Annotated in this window: 17 protein-coding genes; 2 read left to right on the top strand and 15 right to left on the bottom strand. The window is 34.5% G+C overall.

Annotation, left to right across the window (positions count from 1 at the left end):
* Window positions 1-43 precede the first annotated feature (43 nt).
* The 15 genes from F0000_RS00185 to F0000_RS00250 all read right to left on the bottom strand — a co-directional run bounded on the left by F0000_RS00185 (window position 44) and on the right by F0000_RS00250 (window position 23,743).
* Entirely contained in the window at window positions 44-4,228 is a 4,185-nt protein-coding gene (locus F0000_RS00185) for a hypothetical protein (protein WP_149622669.1), read from the bottom strand.
* Window positions 4,225-5,856, bottom strand: a complete 1,632-nt coding sequence (locus F0000_RS00190) for a contractile injection system tape measure protein (protein ID WP_149622670.1) — start codon at window positions 5,854-5,856, stop codon at window positions 4,225-4,227. Before F0000_RS00190 ends, F0000_RS00185 begins: the two co-directional genes overlap by 4 nt.
* Window positions 5,856-9,971 carry a hypothetical protein gene (locus tag F0000_RS00195; protein WP_149622671.1) on the bottom strand — a complete coding sequence of 1,372 codons (4,116 nt, stop codon included), beginning with the start codon at window positions 9,969-9,971 and terminating at the stop codon, window positions 5,856-5,858. Before F0000_RS00195 ends, F0000_RS00190 begins: the two co-directional genes overlap by 1 nt.
* Before the next feature lie 30 nt (window positions 9,972-10,001).
* Complete coding sequence (locus tag F0000_RS00200) at window positions 10,002-12,743, bottom strand: hypothetical protein (RefSeq protein WP_149622672.1); 2,742 nt, start codon at window positions 12,741-12,743, stop codon at window positions 10,002-10,004.
* Window positions 12,731-15,853, bottom strand: coding sequence for a baseplate J/gp47 family protein (locus F0000_RS00205; protein WP_149622673.1), 3,123 nt, complete (start codon window positions 15,851-15,853; stop codon window positions 12,731-12,733). The genes F0000_RS00200 and F0000_RS00205 overlap by 13 nt, the downstream gene beginning before the upstream one ends.
* Before the next feature lie 3 nt (window positions 15,854-15,856).
* Entirely contained in the window at window positions 15,857-16,267 is a 411-nt protein-coding gene (locus tag F0000_RS00210) for a GPW/gp25 family protein (RefSeq protein ID WP_223148862.1), read from the bottom strand.
* A gap of 320 nt (window positions 16,268-16,587) precedes the next feature.
* Window positions 16,588-16,875 (bottom strand): PAAR domain-containing protein, encoded by a 288-nt coding sequence (locus F0000_RS00215; protein WP_149622674.1) that lies wholly within the window; start codon window positions 16,873-16,875, stop codon window positions 16,588-16,590.
* 237 nt (window positions 16,876-17,112) lie between these two features.
* Complete coding sequence (gene vgrG, locus F0000_RS00220; protein WP_149622675.1) at window positions 17,113-18,852, bottom strand: type VI secretion system tip protein VgrG; 1,740 nt, start codon at window positions 18,850-18,852, stop codon at window positions 17,113-17,115.
* Window positions 18,853-18,855: 3 nt separating this feature from the next.
* A complete protein-coding gene (locus tag F0000_RS00225; protein WP_149622676.1) occupies window positions 18,856-19,617 on the bottom strand; it encodes a LysM peptidoglycan-binding domain-containing protein in 762 nt (253 codons plus the stop codon).
* 3 nt (window positions 19,618-19,620) lie between these two features.
* Complete coding sequence (locus F0000_RS27565; RefSeq protein ID WP_188111981.1) at window positions 19,621-19,776, bottom strand: hypothetical protein; 156 nt, start codon at window positions 19,774-19,776, stop codon at window positions 19,621-19,623.
* Window position 19,777: 1 nt separating this feature from the next.
* The gene (locus F0000_RS00230) at window positions 19,778-20,218 is read right to left on the bottom strand and encodes a phage tail protein (RefSeq protein ID WP_149622677.1); all 441 of its coding nucleotides are present in this window, start codon (window positions 20,216-20,218) and stop codon (window positions 19,778-19,780) included.
* A gap of 2 nt (window positions 20,219-20,220) precedes the next feature.
* Window positions 20,221-20,655 carry a phage tail protein gene (locus tag F0000_RS00235; protein WP_149622678.1) on the bottom strand — a complete coding sequence of 145 codons (435 nt, stop codon included), beginning with the start codon at window positions 20,653-20,655 and terminating at the stop codon, window positions 20,221-20,223.
* Between the two features lie 31 nt (window positions 20,656-20,686).
* Window positions 20,687-22,597: a phage tail sheath C-terminal domain-containing protein gene (locus F0000_RS00240; protein ID WP_149622679.1), complete on the bottom strand. Its 1,911-nt coding sequence runs from the start codon at window positions 22,595-22,597 to the stop codon at window positions 20,687-20,689.
* 10 nt (window positions 22,598-22,607) lie between these two features.
* Window positions 22,608-23,177, bottom strand: a complete 570-nt coding sequence (locus tag F0000_RS00245) for a hypothetical protein (RefSeq protein ID WP_149622680.1) — start codon at window positions 23,175-23,177, stop codon at window positions 22,608-22,610.
* Window positions 23,177-23,743: a Pvc16 family protein gene (locus F0000_RS00250; RefSeq protein WP_149622681.1), complete on the bottom strand. Its 567-nt coding sequence runs from the start codon at window positions 23,741-23,743 to the stop codon at window positions 23,177-23,179. The genes F0000_RS00245 and F0000_RS00250 overlap by 1 nt, the downstream gene beginning before the upstream one ends.
* A 660-nt stretch (window positions 23,744-24,403) precedes the next feature.
* On the opposite strand from F0000_RS00250, the gene F0000_RS00255 reads away from it, so the two are divergent.
* Complete coding sequence (locus F0000_RS00255) at window positions 24,404-24,805, top strand: hypothetical protein (RefSeq protein WP_149622682.1); 402 nt, start codon at window positions 24,404-24,406, stop codon at window positions 24,803-24,805.
* A gap of 772 nt (window positions 24,806-25,577) precedes the next feature.
* Window positions 25,578-26,384: a sensor histidine kinase gene (locus F0000_RS00260; protein WP_149622683.1), complete on the top strand. Its 807-nt coding sequence runs from the start codon at window positions 25,578-25,580 to the stop codon at window positions 26,382-26,384.
* The last annotated feature ends 144 nt before the right edge of the window (window positions 26,385-26,528 follow it).

A 26,528-nucleotide genomic window follows, 5' to 3' on the forward strand; every position in this document is an offset into this window, starting at 1 on the left:
TGTAATTAATTTTAAATTGGTTTTGAATACTAACTCATATATCCTACTTTTTCTTATAAACTACTTTTGTACCATCATTCGTTTTTTCGAAACCAAGTTTTTTAACAAGCGCTTCGTAATCTGTATCTTCTCCGAATCCTCCCCAGTCTTTTCCATCAATCATATACTGCATTTTCAGGAACTGACCAGGCACATCTTTGATGTCTTTACTAATTTCTGAGCGCAGCGCTTTGGTCAATCGTTGTTCTGCATCATCAATTAATTTGTTATCCAATAGTTTTATATCTTTATCAGCACGAGTATCTTTTCCAAATTCTTTTTTTAATAACGCTTCCAGGTTTTTAGCATTCTGGATTTCTTCATCAATGTGCGCCGTAACGTTCATTTTGTATCTATGATCTTCTCCTAGTGGAGCAAGAAATTCAGCCATTTTATCCTCTTTACCCAGCATAAAACTTTGCCCTACATTATATTTTTCTGAAGATGGGTAAATATTCAAAGCTTCGTTACGCCCGGATCCTCCAAAGCGATCTCCTATTAAATGTGCATTATGAAATCCTGATACCGCAGAATCCGTTTGCCCTCTTACGTTTCCTTCGGGTTTAAATTTTAAGCCTTCAGCTTTTACAGTTCTTTTTTGTACCTTATTAGGTATGCCTTCCAGTGCTTCTGTGAATGACATCGCGACTTCTAAATCAGGACCTGCTTGCCCATCGTGAGTTTTTGTTTTATAAGTAGCAATATAATTTCCATCACTGTTTTGGGCAATGGTTAATTCTGAAGGAACATAATTTTTGTGATCAGGGACATATTCTCTTTCTTTTCCCATTTCTAAAACTCCATCATTGATGAATAACTGGGGAGCATTTTTTTTTACAGCCTCTGAGGTTCTTTGTATAATAAAAGTTGTGGGTTTAGCATCATTGTCTTTATTTCTTACCACGGCAGTATAATCCGTTCCCGAGGTATCTGATTTAAAACCTGCCAGGAATCTGGGATCTCCGGTTTTGGCAACAACACGTTGACTAATGTGTTTTCTAACTTTTTGAGGAATTTCGAATAGGTTATCTAATTCATCAAGTAATTGGATTAAGATTCGTTTAAGTTTATCTTGTTTACTTTCTAAAGCATCATCTCCTTTTTCAGCATCCTTAATCACTTTTTGACTCTCTGGTTTCTTTTGCGCTTGTTCTAAGATTTTTTCTACTTTTTCTCCATCTCTATCCAGCTCTCCTCGTAAGGTTTCGACCTTGGTTATTAAACCTAATTTTTCATTCTTTTTGGCTACATCATCAATTTTAGCTGTTTTTTTCTTCCAGCTATCGATCTTTTTGTCCAGAGGACCAGGTGTGCTTGCCATCATTACCTCTACGCCTTTCCCCGAAGTATCAATCCATTGCTTGTGGCTCTCTTTTCCACTTTTGAAGGTAACTACTTTACCAACTTCAGTGTCTTTCAACTTACCCGACGCAATGTCTTTGTTTTTCTGCTTTTTATTTTTCTTTCCTTTTTTCTTAGAGAACAGTTTTTTACCCCATTTTTTAGCTTTACTAATAAGCTTATCAATTGCTTTATCAATCCTCTTACGAATCTTTTTAATGATTTTTTGTACTTTTCCTGTCAGTCCGGTTATACCCGATAAAGAGGCTAAGAAACCAATCATTACAGGTAATGCCTTGGCAAGTGCCATTTCGATACCTTTGGCTACTCCCGCGACATTTCCTGCAGCAAGCTGTTTGATACTATTGGTAAAGGCAGTGACCAATTCAAAGATCTGAGAGGCACGCTCCACAAAAAACTTAACAATATCAATGATCATCATAGCAGCTTTTACAAACGCTCCTGCCGGACTCATTAATCCTAAAACCCATTTGATACCTGCCTCAACCACTTTAGTAATGATCATATCTCTAATGCCATCCATCACAGTTTCTTTAAGATCTGTAAAAGATTCTTTGATATAATCCCAGAGCCCGTTAATTCCTTTTTCTCTAATTATCTGAAACATCTCAAATCCGGTTTCTAATGCCTGTACAACGGGTTCTCCTATATGTTTTACTGCCTTTGCTCTAAAATAATCCCAGGTTAATCCCATGATCTGCATAGAAAGATCGAATATGCCACTCAGGCTAAATAAATTTTCCGGGAGTGTTATCCCAACTCCTCCCAGAGAACCGGTAAGCCATTCGATCAACCCTGTGATTAAATGTTTTTTGATGTTGGCACCAAAGTTTTCAAAGCCTTGTTTAATGCCCGAAATAAGATTGCTTAAAAAACCGATTGGATCTTGTATAATGGCACCGATAGCTTCAACCACGGCGACTAGTAAATTCACAAATAGATTTTTTATAGCGATGATTGCTTCTACCACAGCTTTTAAGGCATTAAGAGCGGCTTCTATCCAGGTGGCACTTACACTTTCTTTGATGCTATCAAAAGATTCTCTAAGAGAATCTACATTTTCTTTATAAGATGTTGCTAATTCTTTGGCGAGTTCTTGCTCTTTTTCGCGAACGGTTTCTTCCAGTGAATCATATTGCCCTTTAAATTGATCCAAGGCATCGGTCGCCAATTTTTTCTGGTCTTCACTTAGGGTATTAAAAAAGTCTTCACTATCTTTTCTTCCTTTGTTGATTAATGCGATGGCAGCATTCAATTCTTTAGCAATCAAGGTCGCAATCTTATCAAGAACGCTGTCCATTTTAGTGATGAAACGCTTCTTCTCCTCTTGGAATACTTTTTCGATCGCTTCTGTATCTTCTCCAAAAATTTTATCATCTATCGTAAAGAACCCATAAATATCACCTAATTTTTTCTCTACATTTTTCTCGAATGTTTTTTTAGCACTTTCAGCTTCAGTACTAAAATATGTGTCTACACCATCAGAAAGATCTTTTAGTTTGGTTTCTACATCAGTTTTGGTTTTGTTGTAGATACCTTCTAATTTTTTGTAGATTACTTTTTGCTGTTGTTCGTCACTCAGCTCTTTACTTACCTGATTTACTGCAACCGTAACAAAAGACCCAACTCTTCCTGTATACATTCCCTGAAGACCTTTACTACCCTGATTCGCCGCTTTTCCCTGGGCATTATTTAGGATAGCTCGTTCCTTTCCCCGGTATTTCTTAGGCGCTTCGGCGGCTTTTTGCTTTGCTTCATTAGAAGTTTGTAATGCAGTTGTAAATTTAGGTTCATTACTTTTGACTAATTGTTCATCTGTTATCTCATTTTCTGCTTTGTAATCATCTATAGACGCACTCTCGTCCTCCATAGATATTTCTGAACTATGTTTTTTCTTAGGAACAGCAGCTTTGGCATTTATTGCTTTTGGTACTTTACCAATGGGATCAAATGGAAGTTTTTCTTCTTTCTCTGTTGGCAGACCACTGGAAGGAGGGTCTTTTTTCTTGATCTCTGCTGCCATAGGTCCAGACAATTTTTTATTTTCGTCTTTTACCTGTCCGGATATATTTTCTTTGATCTTATCGATCGGTTTATCTCGCTTAAAATCTTCTGCACTATCTTCATCCCTGGGCAGGTCATTTTCCAGCTGGGTAAGGTTTTCTTTTAGTAGTGCTTTAAAGGTGCTTGCTGTAAACGGTTTTTCTTTACTTTTTTCTGCTACGGCATCCATAGCTCCTATATGTTGCCGCTGATCATTTTTCTTAGTTTGATCACTTTCGGGGAGTTTTGCTGCCTTTTCTACTTCGGTTACCTTATCGCTTGCAGGTTTGTGTGTTTGCTGTTCTGTAGCACTTTTTTTTACGTGGTTTAGGGTTGCCAGAAATTTTTTATCTTTCTTTGGATTGGTATTCGTTCGGGTAATTTTCCTAGGTGTTTTTTCTTTTTCTCCTTCAGCGTCTTTCTTTTTCTTTTCTTTTGGAGGAGCTACGTTTGGAGTAGAAGCGTGAGAAGCACTTCTAGGTACCGTATTTAATTGAATTACTTTACTACTGCCAGCACTTTTTTCCTTTATAGAAGTATCTATGGTTTTGCTTTGCTTTTTAGCTTCTTTTTGTGGAATTGTATTTTTACGGTTCTTTTTCTGCGTTTCTTTAAGTTCAGGTTTAGGCTCTTTATTGAATATTTGTTTTTTAGGAATAAAAGGATCTTCAGTTTTCTTTTTCTCTGTTTGACTTTGTTTCGTTCTTTTTTTAGCAGGAATAAAAGTCCCTTCTTTCTTAGAAGATTTAGCAACAGTTGTTGTATTTGTACGAGCGGCATTCATGATTTCCAGGTGATTTGAAAGATTCTTTTACTCCACGGCAATACTATCATACCTAATCCCCAGGGTAATTTTTTTAATAAAATATCTTGTGCCAGATGTGTTGCTTCAATACGAATACTTTTTTCTTTGAGTACAATGGTTCCTTCTCGTACTAAAAACATAGAGCGTAGCGTATCGATTCCACTTTTTTCCAGTACGATCCAATGTTTTAGAACAGCTTTTAATAATACATCACAGCACTTTTTTTCTTCATTTGATAAAGGTGCTTCTATAAAAATAGTTTGTTGAATGGGTATGCCTACTATTATTTTTTCTGTGAGGACAGATATATCCTTACACGCATCACTGCCAGTTGCCAGATAGTGTAATAATTGCACTCCTTTATTGGGGTCAATAATTTTGCTGGATTTTAACACTCTCGTTTCGGTAAAAAATTCCTTTAGGAAAGGATGTAAAATAAACAAGCCTATATTATCAGAAATAAGAGAGGCATCAATAGTTTTTACATCTTTATATATGGATTGTGGGTTTAGCATATCCTCAGAAGTAGTATCTAGTTGTTTTTTTAAGGATATTGTTTGATTTTCTTCTTCCTTATTGTCGTTTAGAGATGTATTTTTTAGAGGATGCAGTTCTTCTTGTTTTTTCCTGATTTTTTCCTCAATAGTTTTGATAGAAGAATCCAGACTTTCTTGTTTTTTTATTGTTTTAATATCACCTAAGGCATCCTTATTTTTAGAAGAAGTATCTATATTTTTACCATTAGGACTATTAGGAGGATTAAAAATATTTTTTATTGAATGAGTAATGTTCAAGTACTTTTTAGAATCTAATTGACATTTTGTATATAATAGTAATGCTGCTAATAAAAAAATGGTTTCTCTTGTATTATATCGAAAACTAACAATGGGTTGGAATATCGTATACAAGGTTTGAATACATCGTTCTAAAGAAGGACTTGATATTAAAACGGTTTTCCATATTTCTATTTGTGTATCCATAGGTTTTTCGGGAAATATAGTACGCGTAATTGCCTGAAGCAGGATAACAACAAATTCAGAACTTTTATAAAATCCTGTCTTCTTGAAGAGTAATTCATCAATTGCTTCAATTTTAGTGAATATTGAAACAAATCGTATAGAGGCAATAGGATCTGCACTTATTATATGAATACTCTTTGAAATAAAATCGTCATCTATTTTAGTTGGAGTATTTACCCATTCCTTTATCTCTTTGGTTTCATTAGTATTGGATGTATATCCTTTCTGGAGATATTGTAGAATAAAATCTTTAACAGTTGGAGATTTTAGAATTAAAACAGTAGAATTATTAGTATTGGTTTTGTTTTTCTGAGCATTTTTGGTTTTCTCTTCCAAAAGGTAATTAAATTGTCTTAGAAATAAATGTTCAATGATTTCTGTCGAAAATTCGGTACATAGTATGTTAATATTAATTTCAGGGATGATACATTTCATTCCGGGATTTCGAGAATTCCAAGCATCCAATTGCATTTCCATTTTAGGGAACAAACGATCCTGAATAATACGATTACATTTAGTTTCGATGTTTTCTTGCACCCTAATATTAGTAAGTTTCCAATTGACCGTTATGTTCTCAATAGTATGCATTAGCTAAAATTAAATATGTTTATTAATACATTTCGTAAGTCTTCAGAATTGGCATTGTACGTATCAAAAAAACCTTGAGTAATATGAGCATATTCAATACCATTTTCTTTAAAAAATGCGTGCTCTCCTTTTAGAACTCTTTGGAATCTATCAATTTGTTCTGTAAAAATTATAATATCAGTTTGTTCACAACACCTGGTTAGCTCCAAAAATAGAATAGTTAATACTTCATGAATTAATAAGAATTGAGGTAGAAATTCTTTTCTATCGGGATTTAGAGTATATGCCTCTGATAGAAAAGAGAGTAAACCTGCTATTTGATCCAAGGTAGTTTTAAGGGTATCCTTATCCTTAAAATCCTCTTCGGTAAGAATAAGTATTTCCTGAAAGAGATTGAAAGCAGGTTGAATTATTTCTATATCCAGTTTAGCACCAAATTCTGTATTTGCGGTACCTTCCTGTGCCTTTTTTAAATCATCATTAATTGGATATGTTCTTATTCGCGTTTCGAAATCGGTAAAACAAGTGCGTTCTGATAGGATTTCTATAGGTTGCTCAATTGTTATCTCATATTTACCATCACAGTTTGCTGATGCATTGTTAACTCCCATAAATAGCAGAAGTTTTTTTGTAATGGTAGTATTAACAATAGGAATATCAATTGTGAGCGTAGGTTTCCCTGGCTCTCCTATGTCATTTCCAGCTTCATCGGTCCACTGGTATAAGAGATATCCTTGACCATCATACGGAGTCAATGGAGTGATAGAGACGTTTGCACTTTCGTTTCCATCGTTTATTCCAAGAATCTGAATTTTGACATTGTTAGTATTACTAAAATGATTATTTGCAGGAAGTTTATATACCAGTGCTGTTTGTGAAACATTTTGTGCATTGACCTTGAATTTTAATGTGGTTCCTAATAATGTATCAGGAACTTTATTAGGATTAAATAGATTACCGCTTTCTATAAAAACAGATCCCTGATTTGAAGTAACGGTTCCGTTTGCTGGTGTTACTGTAAATCCAATAACATCAACGGTCGTCCCTTCTTCAAAACAATAGACATCAGGAATTAATTCTAAACCAACTTCTTCCGGAATGATATTTATTTCCTGATCAATAAGAATTTCTATGGTTGTAGTACAGCTTGCATCTGTATCATTAACTCCCATGATTAAACTAAAGTTCTGGAATATGCGCCCATCTACAATGGGCAAATTAGTATCTAATGTAGCTGCGGCATCTATTTCTACTCCAATATCATTGATCCAGCTATAGGTTAGATATCCTTTGGTGTCGTAGGGAGTTTTTGGGATGATTACAATATTTACAGATTCATTATCCGTATTGATGGTTGGTATAATTTCCAAATTTAAAGGATCATTAAAATGGTCTGTATTAGGAAGTTTATATACTATGGCAGTTTCTGCTACTTCTTTTTCATTTACTTTAAATGTGATTGGCAGACCTACTAAAGTATCAGGAATTTTATTGGGATTAAATAGATCATTGTTTTCTATAAAATCCGTCCCTTGTGGCGATGTAATAGTTCCAGCATCAGGAGTAGGAGTAAAGGTTCCTTTAGGGATTTCTTTTCCATCAATGATGCAGTATATGTTAGGTTCTAAAAATAAGTCTTCTAAAACAGCTACTTCTTGTTTTATGACTACAACATCGGGAGGGCAATCACTACAACACATATACGGCAATGCAAAATCTGCAATGACTTTATTAGAATATGCTCCAGAATTTTTATCTAATCCTCCATATACTATAATAAAGGTACCGCCTTTAGGTACGCCTGCCATGTGTTCTATACCAGGATTTTCTTTTACTAAATTGGATAAGGTAAGTGTATCAAAGATTTTCTTTTTTCGGATTTCCATTTCTTTCAGAAGCCATTCGATTTTAGATTTAAAACAACATAGCTTAGAAAGGTCGTATATCATAAACTCATACATAGAATCTCTCTTTTTACCTCCAAAAGCTTGATTGGTTCTGGCAGTTACAATATCTTCTTTGGCTTTGTTTAGATCAAAACAAAGTTTGTTTAAGAATGCTTTGAACTTATCAAGCCCTCCAGGTTTTGTATATATCTGTAAATCATCTACAAATTCTTTACCTACAGCGTACAAATCTGTCGTAATTTTGGTAGGATAGTCTACATATACAAAAGCTTCTTCTTCATTATCATAACCTCCCACTTCTCTAACCATATATTCTGTTGCTACTTTATAAAGTACATCGGGGTCTGTAGAACTTGTTTCCTGAATAGCATAATCTGTAGCTTCGCTAATTAATGATTCTACCTGATGAGGAACTAGAGCTTTAGATTTTATTGACCTAAAACCGGCAATAGATTTTTTTCTTCTTATAGAATCCAAATAACTAGTACTGGTAGCATTATCGCCAAGTGTTTTGAAACTGTATTTTTTAAAGAATTCATATCCATTTTTTACTAAACATTCGAATTCATCCCTCCATGCTTTTAGCAAGGTTTTTAGATCTTCGAACTGACAGGAATATTCACTCAGATTGATCTGTTCTAGTGCATCCCCAATACTTATAGCCTTTATGTCAAAAGCTAGATTAAAATCAGTTTTGAGCTGTGTTAGTTTAGAGAGTACTCCTGTGTATGATTTCCCTAAGTGACCTTCGATTCTATAAAAATCATACCCCAGATGATTATATTTTAAGGGACTTTGGATCGAATCAATGTTTAATAATTGTTGCTTATGATAGCTTAATTGTGCCGTTGCCCTTCTATTAACGATATCATTAAAATTCCAGTTTTTTACAAGATTGCTTAATCCTCTATAGTAGTAAGGAATACTTCTATTACTTAAAGCATGTGCATAATCTTTTGATGGAGTTATCTTTATACTCACATTTTTAAATGCATTTGTATTAATTCTTTTGTTTACTAAAAATTGTCCGCTGGCAGGGATTTGGTATTGATCTAATTGATTATAAAATCGTATCACAAGACTTAACACGTGTAATAAATGTTCATCATCTGTATCTACTATATGAGAAGGATAGAAGTTGTGTCGGGTAAATTCTCTATTGTCTGGATTTATAGCTCCCAGCAGTAAGTGTTTTGGGAATGCAGTAGTATTAGGTACGCAATCTGCATTGATGTGTAATAATAAAGATCGGATTTCATCATAAGTTTCGATCAGATCTTTTAGATGATCGTATCTGTACTGAATATCAAGAATGGGGAAATTTCCGATATTAATAAGTGAATCAAAACGCGCTTCTATGTTTTCTGGAGTAATACTAAATCGTTTAACATTTAGCCTGTTGTCCAGTTTATCTATGATTTTTATGTAATTGTCCTGTAACTGCTTAACGATGGTATTACTCTCGATACCACTTTTATACAAGGTGTAGATACTATTCTGATTTTTTGTATTTGAAGTTTTCAGGATAGGTCTTGTAACCGATAATTCTGGTAATGAATCATAGAAAGAACGCATTTTCTTATAATAGTAAATGCTGTCCATGTCTTCTGCTGTCAGCACGTCAAATCCTTCTTTATCGGTAAGTAAGAATTTTAGATTAGCATAGATATGCTCACCAGTATCATCACATCCACTACCACTACAGATACCAGGATTTTCATTATAATTTTCTACATAGATCAATAAATAATGGCTTCCTAAATTAGAGAAAGAGGAGAGCGGCTGTTCCCCATTTAGAAGTTCCGCTCCCTCTTGTGTATGAATTTCGACTATGTTTAACCCATCAAATCTTGCGTAATCCGCCCGATTAAAAAATGGATTCGTAAAATAGCGAAACTCATATGCTGTCTGCCCTGATTTAGAGGTGTCTACTACGACGAGATCACCATCTGTGGTAATACCAACTCCAGAATTTACTTTAATTATTGTATTATTTTGTTCGTCTGTTTCTACAAAGAAATCTAATCCGCAACCAATGCCTACACCAATGGTATGTACACGTGATAATCTATCCTGATCCTCAAAATAATCTATAATTTTATTGAGGTTATGGTGTGTAAGTACCTGATCCGGTACGAAACGGTCATAAACATTGTTGCTAATATTCAATGTCTTTAGGTATGGTGTTTCAAAAGAAGTATCGTTCATCACGGTATATTTTTAATTTATTGATATGAATTATAATGTACCAAGCGTGCTTCGGTTTAGTATAATTCTGTTTTTATTTTCTTCGGTTTCTTCGTTTTCGCAATCATGTAAGGTGCCACTGCCATAAATAGTATTAAGATGACTCATCGTACACCAAAGGTTTTTAGTAGCAGTAGTGGATGCCATATAATTCGTATTCTTTTTATTTTTGGAGAGCAGGAATTTTTTCCAATATTCTTGTAAGTTTTCCATATCATTTTCTGGGGCTGGTTCGCCTTCTATTTCATCCAGCATTCCTTCTATATGACCGATCCAACAGATTTTTGGTAGTATATGTGCTGGTAATTCCCGTCTGATTAATGCTTCCATATAATTTCTAAAATCAATATTAGAAAAACGAGAAGTCCAACCTGTAAATACAATGGTAACCTGATACGAGAAAGGGTCTAATGGCCCGCAACTGTTGCAATTCTCGTCTATACATAAGGGCAAGCAATCATTTAGATTATTCGGAATATTTTCTAGGTGATGTGGTAGTGTTAGTATGTTTTCTATAAGGTAAAAGCCTTCATCACTTTGTATGGTTGCTATGAATTCTAAAACCTTTTTGATTTCAGCTTGTGCATTATCTTGATTTGTAAAATATCGATTATATTGTCTCCCGATAATATATTTTTCATCGGGATCTGCATGATATTCCGGAGCGGTAAGTGCTACAAAAGTTTTGGTACCGGTAGTGGTAGGTAACAATCTAAAATTTGTAGGATCATATGCATATCTCAATGTAGTTAAGAGACTGTCAACAGCTTTTTGCTTGGTTAGGAAGTCCTGTCTTGAGGAAAGATAGGTCTGATTACTATCTATGATTAACCATCGATACTCTATATCTCCATTAGGTCTTGTATATTCTTCGATTCTAAGGTGTGTATTAAAAAGATCTTTTCGTTTATAATTAGACATTCCGGATAATAAAGCAATACGTTTCTGAAATCCCGAAACGTTATTAGTATCCCATACATCCGGATTATTATTTTTATCTTTTAATCTATAATTGAACCCCAATCCACGCTGAGAACTACTACTATCATATTGATTTAAGAAGTTGTTTTTTGTTTTGATAATATCATCATCTACATTTTTTCCAAAAAGCTTATACATCACACTGGTGTAATCTTCAAAAACTTCTGCAAAACGACTTAGCAAGTGATCCAGTAAAAGATTACGTCTTGTATTAAAATCTTCCAGATCATTAATAAGCGATAAAGTAGTTCCATCTATATTTAATGCTAAAGGAATAGTAGGATCATTTTCATAAATACTTGTATCACTGACTAATGTTTCGATATTATCAATATCATTGACAGCTTTTAAGACATAGAATCTTTTAAGATTATTATCACCTGATAGTAATGATTTGATCTGTCCAAGATGTGCAAAATAAACACTTAGAATCTGATCAAAGAATAGTAAATAGCCTTGTAATTGTTTTGCTTGAGCTTTTCTTAATTCCGATACTTTATCAGATAAGCCGTAGGTAGAAACCCCATAGTTTTCTGGAAGCTCATGCTGCATGGTTTGATACTGGGTAATTCCTGTAAAAGAACCTACGGGCATTGGCAGGTCTTCGTACGTTTTTTTTTGTGAAGACTTAAATGCTGCTTCCAATTCTGATAGATAGTCAGCAGATTTTTCTGTATCAATTCCTACCGGAAGAAATCCTTTTTTATATTTCCAGGTACTTTTATCGCAAATAGCAGGTTTGTGGTTCTCTTCTATGCAGATGATCCAGGGATCGCTTTTTGCAGTTTTTGGAGGGACACAATCAGAAGGTTCATCCTCTTTATCAGGAGGGCAATTATCCATACTGATTTCTTCAATTAAGGATATGCCTTCTATTTTCATTATAATATTGATCAGGTCACTTAAGCGAACTTCTTTGCGCAGGTTTGTGTTATCCAGATCTTCATTCGTAATAAATCCATTGGTCAATACGGGGCCATCAAAAATCTGATCTGTAGTCCATCCTTTGTCTAATAACTCTTTTAATGTATAGGTAGGCAATGAAGGAGAGAAGTACTGTTCAATTTCGAACTGTATTTTAGCATGAACTAACTCTTCATCTGCACCGTTTTCTAGTTGGATCTGAGTACAAATACGGATACATTGTTGAGGTACTTTTTTTATTTCAATTAAGTCTTCGCATAGGTTTCTATGCTTGTGATAGATTTTAAATATTTCTTTATTAATTGCTTGTTCATCAACACCTTTATCATAATCTACAAGTAGGCAATACAGTCCTTTAGCATTGAAATCAGTAGTCTTAAATATAGTGTTAAGAATAGGCTTGAAATCTATTTTGGGTGCATTGGGATTATACTCCATATACATTGTTAAGGAATAAGGAATAAGCCAGGTGTTTTTGATACCTTCTATATCGATAAACAGTTTGCGATAATCGTTTTGAGTTACGGGTTCGCAAGTCAGAATCTTTGCAGCACTTTTAAACTGTTGATGCATTTTATCTTCATCATTATCAGGAGATGCTACTAAATCTTCTATTGGTTGATTGATGCGTAATCCTAGATCAGTGATGGCATAACAGAGTAGTTCCATGATTGTAATTCCGGGATCATGGATGTTATAATCTGTCCATAATTTTCTTCCCAGATCTTCTATATGTTGTTGTCCCTGCGCTCTTAACCAGGAAAAATCAAGATCATTCTGATAATTAATGTCTTTTGGAATTTCGCTATGTTCATCTATATTGTACATATACTGGCTGTTATATATTCTATTTTATGTTCTGATGCTGGTACCGAGGTCAAAATGCTTTTTTCATCGGTCGGTGTTACTTGTTGTCTGGGAATTCCGTTATGGGTAAGGGCGAATTCTTTTATATAGTCTACATAGTTTAGGTTTTCGATGTAAAAGATCATTTCTGAAGCATATAGTGTATTATTAAATGATATCGATGCTTCAGTGTCAAATGCCCAGGGTGCCAGGAATTTTGCAATATCTTCTTTTAATATTTTGGTATATAGGTTGTTATCGTATTCTGGGTGAAATTTTGCGTATAGAGAAACGATGACAGGTTCATACACGGGAGATACAACTTTAGCATTTACCAGAGACGTGTTTAGACCGTTAATATACTCTTCAATCTCAGTAAGTTTATTAGCACTTACCTGTGGTTCATATACATTAAATACATTCTGGTTTTTAATACCCGGAACCACGACCAGAAGTATCTCTCCCGGACTTTGATTAGTGTCATATGTGCTATGATTCAGGCATTTTACTTTATGGAGATACTTAAATTTCTGTAGCATTAGATGTTCATAATCCCATAAAGTAATCGCTCTGTTTTTGTGACGAAGACGTTCACTTATTCTTCTGTAAAAGTTAGTGTCGTCTTCTTCGGGAGCACCATCAAAACTAGCAAAAGGTTGTGTAATCTTTTTTACTGTAGCAATACGATTGATTAGTTTAGATATTGTATTTGCAGGAATCCCATTTTGTAAATGTTCCAGGCTATTTTCCTGATTCAGAAATTCTGCCTTTAATGCTTGTGGATGAATTTCTATAAACCTACTTACCGTATCCGGTAAGTTGTTTCCTGTTGTTTTAGATTTTTGAGAAGCTCGCACCCAGAATAAATTGTCTGGGAGTAATGTGTTGCAGGTATCAAAGTTCTTAGGAATCTGAAATTTTACTAAACCTGTTTTCAGGAAGTTGTTTGTTTCATCTTTTAGTAGTTGTTCTTTATTGAATTTAACCCATACATTATCTTGCAAGTAATGCCATTCGATTTCTGAATACCCTTCAGAAACTATAGAGTCAGGGTTTTCTGTTCCTTCTTCTAATTGAAAAAGGAATTGGACGTTTTCGCCTTCAATACAGTTCTCTAATCCCAGAAATAATTCTCCTTTGGGGATATAATTCAGAACAATATTTGCTTCTGTAGAGGGATCTATTTTGATTTGACCATAAGGATAATTGTGAAATAACTCAATATGTTTGTCTAAAGTGTTTAAATGCTCTTTAGTGGTTATGGTTACAGATATATTTTCTGCGTATGGAGTATATGGTGCGTTCGGAGCGGCTTGTTTTGCGATAGCTTGAGCAGTAAGAACTCTCCCAAATACATCATGGAAAAAATCTTCTTCTAATTCTAATTGCAATAGATACTCATCCGATGTCAATGGGATATAACCGTTTGCGTTTTCGGCAAAGAATGAAAACTCACTATGCTCTGGAGATTTAAATAATGCATTTTCTGCTATTGTAGTATCTTGCTTAATTAATTCCAGATTACCTTGAGAAATAATCTGATTTGTAAGTTCTTCTGTATTTTGATTTAATAATGCTACTAATTGATTTTGTCTATCCACCCAAAAAGTCTGCTGCTCTCCTAAAATTTGGGTAGGTGTTTTAAGATCAGATTGTGTATTTCTATTTTCACTAATGATTGATTTTTGTACTGTAAAGCGATCGTCTCCCATCGTTTTTTTTACTATGGTGGAAGAATTATTACTATTAATTCCTTTATAAACAGTGTCTTCTGTATACAAGTCATAATAGGCAGCAAAACTATCCGGAAGATCTTTCCAATCCATTTTTAATACGGCTTGTATGATATTTTTACCAGTCCATTCATCTGCTCTGATTTTTAGTTTAGCATTCTTTTTTGCTAATGGGCCAAAAGGAAAGAATGCACTTTCTGTATTTACAGTTCCTGTATCATTTTGGACAAGAAGACTTTTATTATATAAACTAGTAGTGGTTATAATAATATCATTGATCGTAAGATTAATTAGTTTTTTGTATAATTTAAAACTGGTATTAGCTATAGTTTTAGTAACATTATCAAAGCTAATTTTTAATAGAGGGTGAGTAGCATTATAGTTACCCAGGTGTAGGGTAGTATCGTAGTTAATAATTTGATCATCGGTTTCGGATAGTTCTAATTTAAACTCTATTTCTCCATTAGAAACACTTATTTTTTCTTTTGTTATAGGTAGGGGTATCCAATCGGATTTACCTGTAATGCTAAAAACCAGGCTTTCTGTAAACTCTTCTGGTGTTGCAATCAATCCATTTTTTCCTGCAAGTTTTAGGAGTACAGTAATACTTCGGGGGCCATCGCCCATTTTTAAAGAAGGAGCACTTATGGTAAAACCAAAATTAGCATTCGTATAGTCAGAGTTCCCAAAAGGCATCCAGCTATTACTTTCATTTTTGAAATCACCACCTTGCCCATCTCCGGAGTTAGGTATTGGTGCTTCATACCAACCCTGATTATCAAGATATGTGGCTTTAAGCTGGGCAATAGCACATTTATTGACTACCAATTCTTCAATTATGGCATAATTTCTGGTTTGCCCATTTGTATCTTTTGCACCATCCAGAAGAGCGTTTTTAGCTAGCTGTTGATTATCTACATTTTTTGCGAGCTCAAATAGAGAATATACTTTATCAGGAGTAAATGGTTGCTTTTTTAATTGTAGCACTTCATAATAATAGAAGTCCAGGTGTCTTTTAGTGATCCCATCAAATTGCTTTTTAGAAGTTTCTAATAATTTAAGGAAACAAATAAATAACGTGAGATGTGGATCAATATCCCCTGTTGTATATTCCTTAGCCATAGATTTTATTTCATTGGCTTTTTCAAAAAACGATTTCCAGGACGTTGTTGTGTTGTCTGGATTATCTTTATAAAAGCTTACTTTTTCTGAAAATTTATAGGCAAAATCCATCCACTCCTCTACAGAGAAACCCATCAATTCAATACTATCAGGGTCTAATGCATCCAGATATCGTTGAAGTTGAGTAGTTCCTTCAGAGCTGTTTATTGAGTTGTTATTAGTACAATTAGTTCCCATACATTATAGATCTGTTCCTTCGTTTATATAAAATGGAAATACAATATTCCTTCTTGAGTTTGTTGCTCTTATTTTATAATCGATATGTACATAAAAAATACCTTCAAAAGCATTGTTTGTGTTTATATAGACTTTTTCTGCATCTATTCTTGGTTCGTATAATAGTATGCATTCTTCGACCATATTCTTGATCATATTCACCTGTGTAGCATTCATAGTTTCAAACACCTTACTGGTTAGATCACAACCAAAAAGCGGGCGTAAAAGTCGTTCTCCTAGTTTGGTAGTCAATATGATCTCCAGAGAACCTTTAATATCATCATTTTCTGTGGTCATCTCTACCTGATTAGCATACTGATTAAAAGCAGGAGGGAAGCTCCATCCAATTCCTATATATGGTGTTTCGTTTTTCACGTTTTTTTTGTTTTTTAATAGTAAGTGATTTAGTAACCTAAACTTTATTAATCCAAAGCGTGTCAGTTTGAGTGAAATTCTGATAAGAATTTTGTATCGAAAACAAGCGTTTTGAATTTAGACACCTATTCTCGATACACTTTTCCTTTGTCAAGGCACTCGAATTGGCAATTTTTAATCTTTTACCTTAAGTAATCGAACTCAGGTTGGCACAAAATCTTAAGTATTTTTTTAAACTTCTGATTTTCAAAATTGAACTTCTTATTTTGTTGTTGTCTTCTTCTTCTTCTTCTTCTTTGAAATTCTTGTTTTATATATTTTTATCCAATTAATACTGTAGCACATCCTGCTACAATAGTTCCGCCGTGTGCAGTAGTATCTCCCATTCTGGCGGCTGGCATTCCACCAATAAGGACAGTACCTGATCCAGCGGCAATGGTATCTGGAGGACCTGTGCAAGTTGCCATATCTCCCACTCTGGCGGCAGGTAGACCACCTATTAGCACTGTGGGCTCTCCTGTGGGTAAAATAGGACCTCCCACATGAGGTACAACACCCGTTACCATCGGGCATACATGCATATCTGTTATTCTTGCTGCTAATGACATTTGTTTGGTTTTAGTTATTGATAACCTAGGTTCCTATTAATCCCAAGCACATCAGTTTGAGTGAAATTCTGATAAGAATTTTGTGGCAAAAACAAGCGTTTTGGGTTTAAAAAACTATTCTCGATACACTTTTCCTTCGTCAAAGCATCCGAATTGACGGTTTTTAATCTTCTACATTTATAATCGAGTTGATACTATTGGTCTTTGGTTATTCTTATTTTTATGTTGTTTTTTTTATCAATTTATTTGAACTAATGACCCTTTAAGTATTGCTGTAGCACTAGAAGACATCTCGACTCCTCCTGATCCTTCTGCTTTAAAATTGGCATTGGCTTTTGCGTTAATATTAGTTCCTTCTATATTGACATCTCCAGTAGCCTTGATCTTGATATCACCTTCGCTTTCGAGTGATATTCCGTCGCTATTCATGGTGACGATGTTATTATTTTCATCTTCCAATTTTATGACATCTTTATCTTCATCAAGTATAACAGATTTACCTCCTGGTGTTTCTAATGTGATAGTTTTAGTATCATCATTTAGCAGGATTTTTATTTCGCTGTTCCCCATAATGATCTTTTCAAAATTATCATCGGTAAATGCTATAGGGGCGGTATTGGTGTTGCTGTATAATCCACCCAGCACAACTGCCTGGTTAGGATCATCATTGAGAAACCCCAGCAACACTTCATTCCCAATTTCCGGGAGGAATTGCATTCCGTAATTTTCACCGGCATATAGCGACACTACTCTTGCCCATATACCTTCTTCTTCAGGATTGATAATAGGAACTTTTACTTTGATACGATGTTCGCTATCCGGATCTCCTTCTAGTGCTGTGACAATTCCGATCTGTAAACCATGAACAGCAGGTAACATTCCCGATGCTGGCATAGATGATATTTCCTGTTGTTCTGCAAACGGTTCGGGATCGATACCGATCTGGATATTCGTAAACCAGTTTCCTTCAGTAATTATATGATGCACGCCGCCAATAAAAACGTTTCCATTAAAACGATCTCCGATACCTTCTATCTTTACTAATACTCCTGCTTTTAACTTTTCATTTCCTTGCACTTGCATTTTTCCCCGAATCATAGAGAGTTGTTGCAGCGTACTTTTGCTATCAATCCAGTTTTGTAATATTTCTGAATGTATATTTCCTGTATGATCAAGACGAACGGTTTGGTCTCCTGAAGCTTTGGCTAAAGAGCTTTCATCAAGATTTCCAGTCGTAACCTGACCAGAATTGGTGGCTTCTACAGATACAATTTCCTGATTACTATAATCCCAGCTATTTGCTTCATAGTTTTTATATTGATTGCGGGCATCAATTTCGGCATCAAATGAAAATATGGTACTCCCAAATGTTGCTGTTAACACCTCTGTGCCGCTTATTGTTGGTTTTTTGATATGAATAGCTCCATCTGATACGGTACAAATTGCTCCAATTACCTGTGCTCTGGAAATCATAAAATCCCAATCTGTACTTTGGTATTGAACTAGCTCATGATGACTAAATGTTGTTGCTTCTACTTGTGGAGAGACACCAGCATCCTGAATTAGCTTTTCTATAGCATCACTATCAGTAGCATCATAAAAGATACGGTTCTTTTTACCCAAGGTCATCTTAAAGGCTTCATCCTTGCAACTAATAATGAGAGCACTGTTTTTTTTAGTGATCTTTACAGCTTGCTTTATAATAGTTCCTTTAAAAATAATTTCTTCTATAGCATCATAACCTGCTTTTATTTCAATTGATTTTCCTGGCTCAAAAACGGTATCATTACTGGCTTTGAATTCCTGATCAGCTACAGATCCATCGATCACTGTAAGAATTGCAGTTGGGATACGATTACATTCATTAGTGATGGCAATGGATTGTATACCGAAACGCGTAGAAACTTCAGTTCCTTCTATCAAAACTTTTGAGGTAACTACACCGGTTTTTTCTTCTATGTCTCCTAATAAATTCATATACTAATTTTTCTGTATTGGTGGAAAAATAATTTTTTGTCCAGCTTTTAATTTTCTGAAATTTTGGAGTTTATTTGCCTTTGCCACTTCCAGATAGTAAAAAGGGTTACCATAAATCCTGTAGGTCATTAACGGGAGTGTGTCTCCGGCTTGAGCATACCTGATATGTGTAAGATCCGGAGATTGTTTATTCTCCAGCGCCTTACGTTCTTCATCGCTAATGGTATTAATACACCCTATGGTAGCTACTGCTCTTATAGGATATCCTGAAGCATTGAATAACTTATATTCTATGTCGAGTTTAGTGAGTTTACACTTTACTATTAAAGCACCCCAGGCAATAATCAATGAATTGTTTTGATGTGTGCTTCCATTAAAACTAATGGTGAGTTCTTTGAACTTTTCTATCTCATCAAAAACACCCCGATCTACTTCATCTGCATCACTGCTAAGAAAAGAAGGAACAAATGCACTGATATTATCCGCAATACTATTGAGAGCATCATCAAGACTATCTATAGAGCTAAAGACACCCGTACTATCAAATAGTAATCTAAACGTGAACTCTCCTGGAGTAATCTTATTGAATTTGGGCGCGTTCCCTTGGTTTCCTGCTGGCTGAGCTTCATCATACTTTACGGTAAAAGTTTCCTTATATCCTTCTGGATTGATAAGTGCTTCCATAGGTTCTCCCTGCTGCTCCTTGAATTTTTCATCTTGGTATGCAGTGATTGTAAGTTTGACTAATTTTCCTTTTGAAAACATGGGTTAACGTTCCTTTTTGTTATGTAAACTTTTTTCAATAAGTGCTATCAATTCATCCTGAGACCACTCTGAAGAAATCTCATCTCCATCATCTCTTACTTGAGACTCATTGCCATTGATCTGAATCTTGATAGAAAGGTTTTTGATTTCTACAGCCATTTTATAATGATTTAAAATATTTGTATTTAAGCTCTAAGGTCTGGATGACGATTCCCGCAGTTTCGGCATTGAATTCTCCAATTTCATACTTGACAGGATATGCTCCTAATACACTCCATCGATGCATCGGGAGGTGATTTTCATCCAGGAGCAATACAATAAGATCCAGCGGTTTAAACTTAAAATCTTCATAAACACCTTCGCACCATTTGGTGAGTGGAGAAGGAATACTTTTTAAGCCTCTTTTAAGTGTTAATGTCGAAAACTTAAGACCTGTAGGAATGTCGTGGACATACCTGTTTTCTCCTCCTTCTTTATAGCTTTCGGTTTCTACTGTTGCACTTAACCCGGTAACAGATTGAAAACTGACATCGATGGGAGTAGGAAGCAGCCCGTGAAAGTACACTGCAAAATGAAAACCAACGGCTGGATATAGAAACATAATTAATCGTTTTGGATTGTAAGCCCTTCATGTTTTAGCATCATCGTCTCAATGGCAATTTCGTTTCCTTCACCTTTGAGATCTGTAGATTGAATTTTCATAGGCCAGGCATTCTTAATCTTCCAAATGACTTCTGGCTCGTGATTTTCGTTAAGCAAGCTGATCGTTATATCTCTACGCTCTATAGTGTTAAGTTTTACAGTATTCCACCAGTTGAAGTAATCATTATCACTTTTAAAAACACCTCTTTTTAGTGTGACATCTGTATATTTAATCATCCCAGGCATATTTATTTTACTGTATTCCGGATTTGCTCCGTCTCTGTATTCCAGAGGTTCGATCTCGACATCAAGACCTGATACCTCCTGAAAACCTATTTTTGTACCACCCCATTCTACTTGAAAATGAAATTTTGGTAATGGATATTCTGCTGCCATAATATGGTTGTTTTAAAAATTAAAAATGATTTTATGATTCTTGAAGTTTATGAGAGAACTTAAGTACGATAAACTCTGCCGGTCGCACTGCTGCCATCCCTATTTCTACATTAAGAACTCCGTTGAGTATATCCTGAGCAGTCATAGTTTGTCCCAGACCTACTCTCACAAAGAATGCTTCTTCGGTTTTAGCACCAGCAAGAGCTCCGGCTCTCCATTGATTGGTAAGAAAGTTTTCGATCATAGATCGAATTCTTACCCAGGTATTGGCATCATTAGGTTCAAAAACGAATTGCTCCGTGGCTTTTTTTACAGATTCTTCAACCATATTAAAAAATCTTCTTACGGGAACATACCTCCATTCGTTATCATTTCCTGCCATTGTTCTGGCGCCCCAAACCAAATTACCTTTACCGGTAAAAGCACGGATCACATTAATTGATTTTCCAGCAACTTCATCTATATTAAGACCTTCCTGATCTTTACTGGATAGCTTTACTACCGGCTCATTGACTGAGTTTAACCCTACATTTGCCGGTGCTTTCCAGACACCTCTCAGGTTGTCTACTTTGGCATATACTCCTGCAATAGCTCCCGACGGAGGGAGTACTACTCCATATTGCTTAATTCCTGTAAGGATGGAGGAATATAATGGAGATTCTGCTTTTAAGGTATCTTCTAATGATTTTAGCGCAGTACCAGTTTCTGTATAGAAATCACTTATTATTTTGTTTAATTCATCAAAAACCTGTTGAAAAAATGGTTTTGCGATTCCATAAAGCTTATCGATAGTATTGGATGTACCTGCAATTCCAGAAACATCAACCGTAAATGTGGCGGTTGTAGCCGTAGAAGTTACGGTGGTGGCTGCAGCGACAACTTTATCGCTAGCTTTTAGTTTACTGTTTATAGCTGTAATTCCGTCTGCAAATGCTTTGTTAACATTGCTAAAAGGAGCATCATTGGCTACTACTGTGTTATAGGTGGCTAGTATGTCTGCATTCGTCATAGTCGCACCAAAGAAATCACTGAAATAGTCATTAATGAGTGCTATTTTGGCATCTAATTCTGCTTTTTGATCACCTCCGGTGGCTTCACTATATAGAGTAGCAGTATGATCGGTTACAATGATTTTTGTGGCTTTATAATCTGTAGAAGCTTCTTCTATTTTAGTTAACACATCTTTTTTACCATCACTAAATTTAGATTCGTCAATAATAGTATTAAATGCTACAGATACTGCATTTTTAGTAAGTGAGAGATCACTAAAATTAAATGATAAGGGTAAAGATGTTCTGAGAAACGGATAATAACAACCTCCATATTTAAGATTACTATTGGATGGAATCTTATTACGATAGTCTCCAATTACATCAGATGCCAGTGGATCTGTAAAATCGATATCTCCTTTGTATACATCTAGTATGGCAAAACGATCTTGTAATATTTCACATTCATCGAGCATTGTAGAATGTACATCCTTGAAATCATCAATACTTTTTAGTAGTGAAGCATCTGGAGTTACATACAACGTGGGTTCATCAAACTTTTTTAGCGCATTGATTCCATCGATAAAATTTTGTTTTGTAATACCGCCTCCATAAGTACCAATAGATACAATATAGCAATCACCACCACCATTGTCATAAAATAGCTTAAGACTGTCATACAGGTACATTTTTTCTCCTGCTGTGACATCTTTTACAGAGTTATTAGTGTCTAAAACGACCGTAAGACCGCCTTCTGGTCCTCCTCCATAGAGAAGTTCGAATTCTAATAAGGAGCGAATCTTCTTAGGTTTCATACCCAGATCGTCATTCAGTCCTTGTTTTGCTGTATACCCTATAAATGCAGGAATTGCAGTAGGGACCTGTGCTACCGAAGGAGGAAACGTACTTATTTCCTCCACGTATACTCCAGGCGATTTTAATGTGCTTGCCATAATTATTGATTTATATGATTATTGTATTTATTTTATTTGTGTTAGCAGGAATATGCCCTACTAACTGAAAATTGACCAGGGCAACCTGCAATCGATCGTAATCTCCTTTTTTCAGGCTATAATTTGTGGTTATAGGTGTACTATTAATATCCGGTGCTGATGTTGGTGCATCATATAATGCGTTATAGGTATGATAGGTATATACTAAATTCACTTCGCCATTATTTTTTTCTCTGGGACCCAAATCTTGCCAGCGAGTATTTTTGATGAATTTTTTAGTTGCCACGCAGAAAAATGCCAAGGTGATATCCAGAGTACTTATATCTATCCAGTCGATCATTCCATGAGGAGTGAAGGTCACATTTCCTTCAGTATCTTTTAGCTCATCAAAGGTTGCAGAAGTTCTATACGTGATCACAAAACCTGTAGTAGTGTGTTTAAATTGTAATTTATATTCTTCTAAAATTTGTAAAGTAGTTTCAGAAGGGATAAAACTCACATTATCGTTTAATGGTACATCATTAGGGTGCTTGATGACAAGCGCTAATAGGGTTTCATATGTATAGCTAAAATGACTCATTATTTTAGTGTTCCTGTTATAGTTTTGATTACTGGTGATAGTTGCTCTTCGGCAAATTCATGTTCTGATACTCTGGCTTTATAGAGTACGTGAGGAAATTGTTTTCCGCCCAGTGTTCCCCACATATGATTGATCTGTTCAAAAGAAGGAGATACTAGTTCCAGGGTTAACTCGATCTCACTTTCGTCTGATGTAAACTGAAAGGTTTTATGGGTCTGGAAATATTTTATAATTCTATGAATTGCTGCAATCGACATATCATAGGATACTGTTGCAGAAAAAAGCAAGAAATAGTTTAGATGTATTTTAGGAAAACGCTTGTCTACAGCATAGTCACCATTGCTTTGTTGTACTAATTTACTGTTAGGAAAATTGCGTAATGTTGATTCTTCCTCTGTTTTTACAATCGTGATAAAGAGATTAGCTCCTGCAGTTCCTGAAAAGCTGTTAGTACCAAAATCCCCGATATTAGCAATATCTGTTTTTACTACGGTAGTAATAGAGGATAACGCATTGATATAATCGTCCAGATCAGAACCGATATGATTTAAAAAATCTTTTAACATGATATAGATAATTTTAAGTAAGAGCTTGTTTGAAAACCTTACTTCCTGAAAACAAATATTTTAAGAACCGTGAGTTCACTTCAAATAATTAAAATATCTCGATATTCTCATGATTTGAAATGTACTCAGAACCTCAAGCTATTGATTTTCAATTTGTATTCTTTTTAAACATGCTCTAAGCTGCATTATGACAGTTGTTGGGAGAACTAAAATTACCGTTAGGGTAGACGGATTTGTATGTTGTATATGCTAATTACAAGAGTAAAGTTAGGTGTTGTGTTATTTAAAAATGTAAGGTGTTTAGCGGAAATTGATAAGGTATAACACGCTAAAATAATAGGTGTTAATCCTTTGATTATCAAGTGTAAAAACTCTTTTTTTTGTGTAAAGAATATGTGTATTTTATATGTACACTTCTTATTTCTCGAAGTACTCATATGATATGCGATATTGACAGGGGGAATATCCTGAATAAGAGTAGGGGGAAAACCCCCTTATTGTAAGAAATTAATATTTTATTTACTTTATGTAAAGTATTGTTTTTTAAGTATTTAATGTTTTTGCTCATATAACTTTCATAAGCAAATGGTCAGGGGTATTTGGTTGTAAAACCTTTTTTTAGATATATTAGCTTCATTAAACTCTAAAATTATTTATACAATGGGAAAAGAAATACAAAGACCCAAAAAGTGTATTACTGAAGAAGAAGCAAGGGAACTTCATGACAATTGGTGTATAAAAAGAGAAGGTCATCTTAAAAAAAGCTTAGGATTTGAAGATGCAAGAGAATTTCACTGGAGTGTCGCAGAATTAGAAGAGTATCTTGCCTATGTAAAACAGGAATCTAAAAAACAAGGAATTACAAATCCAGGGATACGTGCTTATTTTGGAGCCTATCCACAGAATAAATGTACTAAAAATAGAGGGTATTCTACTTTGTTTTTTGCGCCGACAGGAAGTAGAGCTGGAGCAAAAGGGAAAGATGGAGCAGATGATGAGAATAATTATGGGATTAGTGCTTTTAACAGAGGAGGAGGGGGTAATCCCCCACGTATCTATTAATTCCCTAATAGTAAACTGTATATTTTGAATCGTTTTATTTTTGACCAAATATTGTATAATAGTTTTTATACTAACTCAAAATGTGAAATAGGTAACTGTTTATATTTATGATATACCAGCTGATTATTAATTTTGTAGAGATAATTGCTGTTATCTCAGGTGTTAAATATATTATGAAATATCGAGAGGATAGTTCTTCTCGATATTTTGTTTATTTTCTTTACTTTACTCTTTTTGTAGAATTAGTTTTTGGTTGGTTACCTACAATTATTGAGAATTTAGAGACTCTAAGGTTTTTAGAAAGTTCTATTTTTTTTAATAATCAATGGACTTACAATATTTATGATATTATAAGTTTTTCTTTTTATCTATTTTTTATCACTCTTCAAATTAAATCATCTAAATTTAGAGGTATTGGTAGGTTGTCTATTTTTATTTTTATAGCCTTTTCTGTTGGTAACCTATTAATTACCGATGTTTTTTTTAAGACAGTTTCATCGTTTAATTACATTTTAGGATCAATATTAATATTTTTATTTACTAGTTATTATTTTTTTCAATTACTTTTATCCGATAATATCTTGGCCTTTTATAAGTTAATTCCATTTTATGTAGTGTCGGGGAGTTTATTATTTTACCTGATTGTAACTCCTATATTTATTTATGGGGCTTATTACAATAAGATAAGTCCTCAATTTGTAAATATTCATGCATTGATACTTACTTTAGCAAATATTTTTATGTATACTTGCTATACGATTGGCTTTATAGTATGCTCGAAAAAGAACAAATCTTATTAATAGTTTATTTTACCATTATCATCTTATTTTTTGTAATATTTGGTATTATATTCTTTATTGCTTTTCAACGACGTAAAAACAAATTATTACTAGATAAGTTTAAAGCACAGCAGCGTTTTGATGAAGAGTTGCAGAATTCTAAAATAGAAATCCAGGAACAGACCTTAAAGAATGTAAGTTGGGAGTTGCATGATAATATTGGTCAGTTATTGTCTGCAGCAGTAATGCAGATTAATATGCTTAATACCAATCTCGATCCAAAAATTACAGAGTCGATTACAGATATTCGTGGATTGGTGGGTGACAGCCTTCAGGAAATTCGTAGCTTATCCAAAACCTTAAATCATGAAGTGATCGAAAATATAGGCTTGGAAAAATCTATAAAAGTAGAATTAGACAGGTATAAAAAGCACGATTTTTTGCATACAGAGTTTTCGGTTATTGGCGAAGAAGTGCATATCAACCCCAAAGACGAGATTATTTTGTACCGTATTATTCAGGAGTTTTTTTCGAATACAATTAAGCATGCAGAAGCTTCTAATTTGATAGTGGAATTAACGTATACTACCGAGGATCTAAACATAAAAATACAGGATGATGGAGTAGGTTTTGATATGCAATCTGTTCAGGCGAATTCTGGACTATTAAATATGAAAAGCAGAGGTTCATTGATAGATGCAGAAGTGTCTCTTGATGCTAGTCCGGGAAAAGGGGTTTTGCTTACTTTGAACTATCCATTTAAAGAAATGGATAAGCTTGGTATGCAAGAGAATGGGTAGTTTTATAGGTAATACGAGGCAACTCTTATTTTTGCCAGGCATATTGAGGAGACAAACAGAATTTTAGGATCTTAGATGTACTATGTAAATAAGATAACGGAGTACTAAATTTATTAACGTTTTAAAGGAATCAAAGTATATTGT

This window comes from Aquimarina sp. RZ0 (genome assembly GCF_008370685.1).
GTDB lineage: Bacteria > Bacteroidota > Bacteroidia > Flavobacteriales > Flavobacteriaceae > Aquimarina.